General features: G+C 71.8%; 6 protein-coding genes. 3 read left to right on the forward strand and 3 right to left on the reverse strand.

Annotation, left to right across the window (positions count from 1 at the left end):
* Nucleotides 1-108: 108 nt before the first annotated feature.
* On the reverse strand, nt 109-348 hold the full coding sequence (locus AXW62_RS17285; RefSeq protein ID WP_060945316.1) for a DUF397 domain-containing protein: 240 nt from the start codon (nt 346-348) through the stop codon (nt 109-111).
* A 1-nt stretch (nt 349) separates the two neighbouring features.
* Nucleotides 350-1,216 (reverse strand): Sco1979 family transcriptional regulator, encoded by an 867-nt coding sequence (locus tag AXW62_RS17290; RefSeq protein ID WP_060945317.1) that lies wholly within the window; start codon nt 1,214-1,216, stop codon nt 350-352.
* A gap of 320 nt (nt 1,217-1,536) precedes the next feature.
* Here AXW62_RS17290 and AXW62_RS17295 point away from each other — a divergent pair, with 320 nt between their 5' ends.
* Nucleotides 1,537-2,898 (forward strand): NsdA family TPR-like regulatory protein, encoded by a 1,362-nt coding sequence (locus AXW62_RS17295; RefSeq protein ID WP_370682919.1) that lies wholly within the window; start codon nt 1,537-1,539, stop codon nt 2,896-2,898.
* Nucleotides 2,899-3,181: 283 nt separating this feature from the next.
* Here AXW62_RS17295 and AXW62_RS17300 read toward each other — a convergent pair whose 3' ends face one another.
* Entirely contained in the window at nt 3,182-3,997 is an 816-nt protein-coding gene (locus AXW62_RS17300; RefSeq protein ID WP_030828905.1) for an SDR family NAD(P)-dependent oxidoreductase, read from the reverse strand.
* A 715-nt stretch (nt 3,998-4,712) separates the two neighbouring features.
* Here AXW62_RS17300 and AXW62_RS45850 point away from each other — a divergent pair.
* Both AXW62_RS45850 and AXW62_RS17310 read left to right on the forward strand, forming a co-directional pair.
* Complete coding sequence (locus tag AXW62_RS45850; protein WP_060945319.1) at nt 4,713-5,138, forward strand: ATP-binding protein; 426 nt, start codon at nt 4,713-4,715, stop codon at nt 5,136-5,138.
* 26 nt (nt 5,139-5,164) lie between these two features.
* Entirely contained in the window at nt 5,165-5,647 is a 483-nt protein-coding gene (locus tag AXW62_RS17310) for a hypothetical protein (RefSeq protein WP_244503110.1), read from the forward strand.
* Nucleotides 5,648-5,843 lie beyond the last annotated feature (196 nt).

Consider the following 5,843-nt stretch of genomic DNA (forward strand, 5'->3'; position numbering starts at 1 on the left):
CGACCCTCCGCCGTGCGATCGCACGCGCCCCCGGCTACCGCTGGGAGGTGCCCCCTGACGCCGCGGGGCCCGCCCTCCGGGCGGACGGCGCTACTCTCGAAACACGCCCTAGGCGATGAGGAAGTCCGCCTCGCCGGCCTTCGCCGCCTCCAGGAAGGACGCCATCTCCGAGCGGGTGTAGATCAGCGCGGGCCCGGCGGGATCGGTGGACTGGCGCAGGGCGACCCGCCCGTCCGGCAGCCGCTTGGCCTCGAGGCAGGTGCCGCCGTTGGACCCGCTCCAGGGCTTCTCCCAGCCCTCCGTGCCCAGGTCCGTGGCCCGCATTCCGCTGTAGACGGGGTCGTGCATCTCAGAACTCCTTACGCAGTTCGGCCAGGATGGTGCTGGTGTCGCCGATCGGCTCGGCCTGGACCGCCATCCGGTCCAGCACCTCGAGATAGGCGACGACTTCGGCCGGCTTGTCCACATAGACCGCCCCGGTGAGGCTCTCGGTGTAGACGACGTCCGGCAGTTCGGTGAATCCGAAGCGGAAGTAGTGGAAGGGGCCGAAGGCGCCGGGGTGCGGCCCGGCCGTGAACCGCATGATCTGCAGCCTGACCTTCGGTATCTCCAAGGTGCCGATGATGTGGTCGATCTGGTCGCGCATCACCTGGAGCCCGCCGACGGGGCGGCGCAGCACCGTCTCGTCGAGGATGGCCCAGATGGTCGGCCCGCCCTGCTTGGTGAGCAGGCTCTGGCGCTTGACGCGCAGCGCGATCCGCCGCTCCAGCTCCTCCTCGGTGTCGTTGGGGAAGCCCATGCGTAGTACCGCACGAGCGTAATCCTCTGTCTGGAGCAGCCCGGGGACGTAGTGGGGCTCGTACGCGCGGATGACGGTGGCCTCACTCTCCAGGCTGACGTACGCGCTGAACCAGTCTGGAAGCACATCGCGGAACTGATGCCACCACCCCGGCTGGTTGGCCTCCCGCACCAGGGCCAGGAAATCCTCGATCTCCGGGCCGCGGACGCCGTAGTTCCGCAGCAGCTCCTTCAGATAAGGGATCTTGAGGCCGACTTCCGCCTTCTCCATCCTGCGCACGGTCAACGGAGTGACCTCGATGGCTTTCGCGGCGTCCTCGAACGACACCCTCGCCCGCTCGCGCAGATACCGCAGACGCTTGCCCAGGACTCTGCGTAAGACGGTGGGGGCGGCGCCGGCCGGCCGTGCCTCGCTCACGTCCCGCCTCCCGTAGGAATGGCTGTCATATGCCTGCACAGTGTGCCACGCGATGGATGACACAGACAGAGCGAGTGGATCGCTTTGAAATTATCAGAACGAAGGTTGCGGGGTGACTGGCTCACCACGCATAGTGAGCACGTGACCCATCTCACCCTCTATGGCGAGGGCGCCCAACTATCCATGTCCACAGCGTCGTTGAGGTCCCCGGCCGACGGGCCGGCGCCACTCGACGGGGATCCCGCACACCGCCGTGGCTCAAACCGGGGACGGTCACGGTGACGCATCACGCACAGCCGGTAAGCGCGCGCCAAGGCACCGTGGCCAACACCGCGCTGGCCGCGGCTCTGAAGGAAGCCGGGTGTTCCTACGCCTCATTGGCCCACCGGGTCAATGAACTGGGACGTAGGCAGGGGCGCGAGTCGAACTACGACAAGGCGTCCGTCACCCGCTGGCTGCAAGGCGGACAGCCGCGCGGCAACACGCCGGAGCTGATCGCCGCCGTGCTCTCCCACCGGCTCGGCAGGCCCGTGGCCCCCGCCGAGCTGGGATTCATCTCCGACCGACAGCGCCCGGTCGTCGCCCGCGCGCTGGCCTACCGGGAGGACGTAGCAGAAACCTTGCACACGCTCGCCGAACTCGGCTCCACCGACATATCCCGCCGCAGCCTGCTGGGCGCGGTGCCCTTCGTCGCCGGCGCGCTGGTGACCCCGCAGCGCGAATGGCTGCTGTGGCTGGTCGAGAACCAGGACACCGCACGGCTCACCTCCGCGGCCGGAGGCGGCCGTGTCGAACAGGTCCACGCAGCGATCAACATGTTCGACGAGATGGACAATCGCTTCGGCGGCGGCCAGGTCCGCGCCAGCATCGTGCTCTATCTGTCGACCGAGGTCGTGCCCATGCTCCAGCAGCGCGGCGTCCTGTCACAGGAGCGCCGCCAGCTGTTCACCGCCGCGGCCAAGCTGGCCGCGATGGCGGGCTGGAGCAGCTACGACAACGCCGAATACGGCCTGGCCCAGCGCTATATGACCCAGGCGCTGCGGCTGTGCGCCGAGGGCGGCGACCGGGTCCTGGGCGGTCAGATCCTGGCCGGCCTGTCCCATCTGGCGACCAACCTGGGCCAGCCCGAGGCGGGGGTCGAGCTGGCCCGGGTGGGCGTCGCCACGGCCAAGAACGCCGGAAGCCCGCTCGGGCTGATGCGGTTGCACGCCATGGCCGCCCGTGGCTACGCCGCCCTGGACCAGCCCCGGGAGGCGTCCAAGTCGCTGCGCGCGGCCGAAGCCCAGCTGGAGGCCAGTCAGGGCCCCGAGCAGGAGTCGCCCTGGGTGCGCTTCCTCGACTACCACTATCTGGCCGCCGAGGCGGCACTGTGCTTCCGCGACCTGGGCAACGCCTCCGATGCCGAGCACTCCGCCGCGGAATCCGTCCGCGCCAACGCCGACCGGCGCCGACGCCAGGCCATCAGCAGATCCGTGCTGGCGACGGCCTACCTCCAGCAGAACCGGCTGGACGAGGCCATCGGCACCGCGGGCGAGGCCCTGGACACGCTCAGCGGAGTGCACAGCGAGCGCTCGATCCAAGCGCTGCGCGACTTCCGCACCCGGCTGCGGCCGCACCGCGGCGAGCCCATGGTCCGGGAGTTCGAACAACGCTCCCGAGCCGTGCTCGGCGTGGCCGCCTGACGATTCGGCGCCCGGCCCGCCCGGCCCGCCCGGCTTGGGGCCTCCCGGCCGTGTGGGGGCGGGCCGACGGGTGCCGGGCGGCTCCCGGGAGCCTGGTCTGCCCGGTCGGGGGTTCCCCGGCGGTAGCCGGGGCGGGCCGAGGGATGCCGTGGAGCTGGAGCTTCCGGAGGCTTGGCGCCGGCCGACCGGGGCACCTCCCGGCGCAGCCGGGCAGGCGACGCGCCCCGGAGGCGTACCGAGCCCGGGAAAAGGGGGCCGCCCCCGTTCGGGGGAGCGCCGGGGGTCAATAACCTCCCGGCGTGGGGGCGTTCTGGGCTCGGTCGACGGGCAGATGCGCACCGGAGATCCCACTCGAGGCGTCCGAGAGCAGGAACGCCACGACGCGGGCGACCTCCTGCGGGGTGACCAGTTCGCCGCGCGGGAGTTCGGCCGTGAAGCGGGCGTACGCCTCGGGGTCTTCGGTGCGCATCCGGTCCCACCGCTTTCCGGGGATCAGCATGGACCCCGGGGAGACGGCGTTCACCCGGATCCCGTCCGGGCCCAGCTCACGGGCCAGGGATGCGGCGAGGTGGATCTGGGCGGCCTTGGCCGCCCCGTACTGGGCCTGGGGCCCCGGCTTCCAGCCGGAGATGGACGCGATCACCACCACGGAGCCGCCGCCCGCGCGGCGCAGATGCGGTGTCGCGGCCTTCACCAGCCGGGCCGTATGGCCGACGTTCATCTCCCAGGTCAGCGACCAGTCCCGCGGGTCGGCCTCCTCGATGCCGCGGCCGCGGGCGCCACCGGCGCAGGCCACCACGCCGTCCAGCCCGCTGAAACGTTCCGCCGAGGCGTTGACGAACCCCTCCAGCAGCTCCGGCTCGGTGACGTCCAGCGCACGGGTGAACGGCTCCTCGTATCCCTCGGCGCGCAGGGAGGCCGCGAGGGACCGCAGACCCTCCGGTGTCCGCGCACACGTGGCCAATCGCGCCCCGTCCGCGGCGAGTAGCCGTACGATCTGTTCACCCAGTCCCCGGGAGCCTCCGGTCACCAGGACCCGTTTACCGTCCACACCGGACCGTTCCCCCGGGCGGAGCCGCCTCTCGCGGTTGTCTCTCACGCTTGCCACGTCCGGACCGTACAGCCCGAACCACTACGCCCGTACAACCGGACAACCCCCATGCCCTCTCGCCCACCGGCCCGCCCAACCGTTTATCTGCTTGAATGGCGACCGATGGCGCTTTGCGCTGCCTTCGAAGGAGGAACCATGCCGGTATCCGGCACTCACCGCGACCGGGCCGTCTCCGTCCGTGGCAGCTGGTCCAGGCGGGTCGGGCGGGGTGCGCGCACCACCTGTCACCAGCTCAGATGCCGCGCCGCCGGTCGCCAGATGGCGCCTACCCGCTCACCGGAACATCAATCACTCCAGGTGCCTGTATGCCATCAGAGCCCACAGACCGACGAGGACCGTGAGGACCGTGAGGACCGACACCGTGAGCCGATCCTTTCCAGGACTGTCGCACCGGCCGGCGTCGGCCGATGAGGAGGGCGAGACGATGGGCGCGACCCGCGGTGTCGCGATCTCCGCGAACCGCCCGCGAACCGATCCGGTTGCCGCGCCGCGGATCGATCCGGTTGCCGGACAGCGAACCGATCCGGTTACCGGGCAGCGGACTGATTCCGTTGCCGGGCAGCGGACTGGTTCCGTTGCCGGGCAGCGGACCGATCCGGTTGTCGGACAGCGAACTGGTCCGGTTACCGGGCAGCGGACTGGTCCGGTTACCGGGCCGGTCGTCGCGGCGATCCCCGTCCGCTGCTCCGGAGGGGAGAGACCGGTGATCCCGCTGGACACCCGTCGGCTCTTCCGGGCGGAGTTCCCCGCCCTCGCCGACCGCGCCGCCGCCGTACGCCGGATGGTCGCCGGACATCTGCGCGACTGGCGGCTCGGCGAGGTCGTGGACCATGTCGTCCTCGCCACCAACGAACTGTTCGCCAACGCCGTGGAACACGGCAGCTCCGGTCCCGCCGACACCGTCACCATCACCGTCTCGCTGGAACGCTTCGGCCGTGAGCTGCGGGTGGAGGTGGCCGACGGGTCGCCCGTGATCCCGGTCGTGCGCGCGCCCGAGCCGACCGAGGAATCCGGGCGGGGGCTGGCCATCGTCGAGGACCTGGCGGGCGACTGGGGCACCGAGCCGCCCGATCCCGGAGCCGGGGGGAAGAAGGTGTGGTTCACCCTGCCACTGGAGACCACCTCATGAACGCGGGGGCGCGCGGTGACCGCCGGATGCGGGTCACTGTGGAGGCCGACGCGGCCGAGTGGCTGCTGGCCGCGAGCGACGACCCGGGGCGGGTACGGCTCCAGTGGGCCAGTGGCAGCGGGCTCGCCGATCTGCCGGTGGGCCGGGTCTTCGATCTGGTGCGGATGTCCGACGACACCGGCACCGCGGTGGTCCAGGCGCTGCGGCGGCGCGATGCGGCGGGGCCGGTGATGCTCGCCACCGCCAGCCATGTGCTCTCCTTCCTGGTACCGCCCGGGTCCGCGGCCGAGTGGAAGGGCTGGCTGGCCGGGACGGCGTACGCCCGCCGCCGCACGGTGGCCGCCGCGGGACCGGGCCGGGTGCTGCGCTGCCCCAGGCCCGGCTGTGTCCGGCAGGGCCATGTCTGGCTGATCCGGCCCGGCGGCGTCCTCACCGACAGCCGTACCCTGCGCGCCGCGCTGGAGGAGGCCGTCGACCGCCCCGGCCTCCCGGACGTGCTCTTCCACTAGGTTTTCCCGGCGGTCTTCGCGGGCTTCGCTGACGGTCTTCGCGCGGCCCGCGACTGCCCGCGACGCCTCTTCGCCGCGGGCCCGCGACGCGCGACGCGCGACGCCTGGCACGGCGCCTCCGGCAACGGCCGGGGCGCCCCGGGGCGGGTGACGATCCCGCCGTCGTGCGCGTCGCCGGGCGCTGCGCGCCCTGGGA

Origin of the sequence: Streptomyces hygroscopicus subsp. hygroscopicus (assembly GCF_001553455.1) — a bacterium.
Taxonomy (GTDB): domain Bacteria; phylum Actinomycetota; class Actinomycetes; order Streptomycetales; family Streptomycetaceae; genus Streptomyces; species Streptomyces hygroscopicus.

Bases quoted from the DNA above. Each gene is read 5' to 3' on its own strand.
- AXW62_RS17285 (WP_060945316.1), bottom strand. From the start codon at position 348: ATGCACGACCCCGTCTACAGCGGAATGCGGGCCACGGACCTGGGCACG.
- AXW62_RS17310 (WP_244503110.1), top strand. From the start codon at position 5,165: ATGCGGGTCACTGTGGAGGCCGACGCGGCCGAGTGGCTGCTGGCCGCG.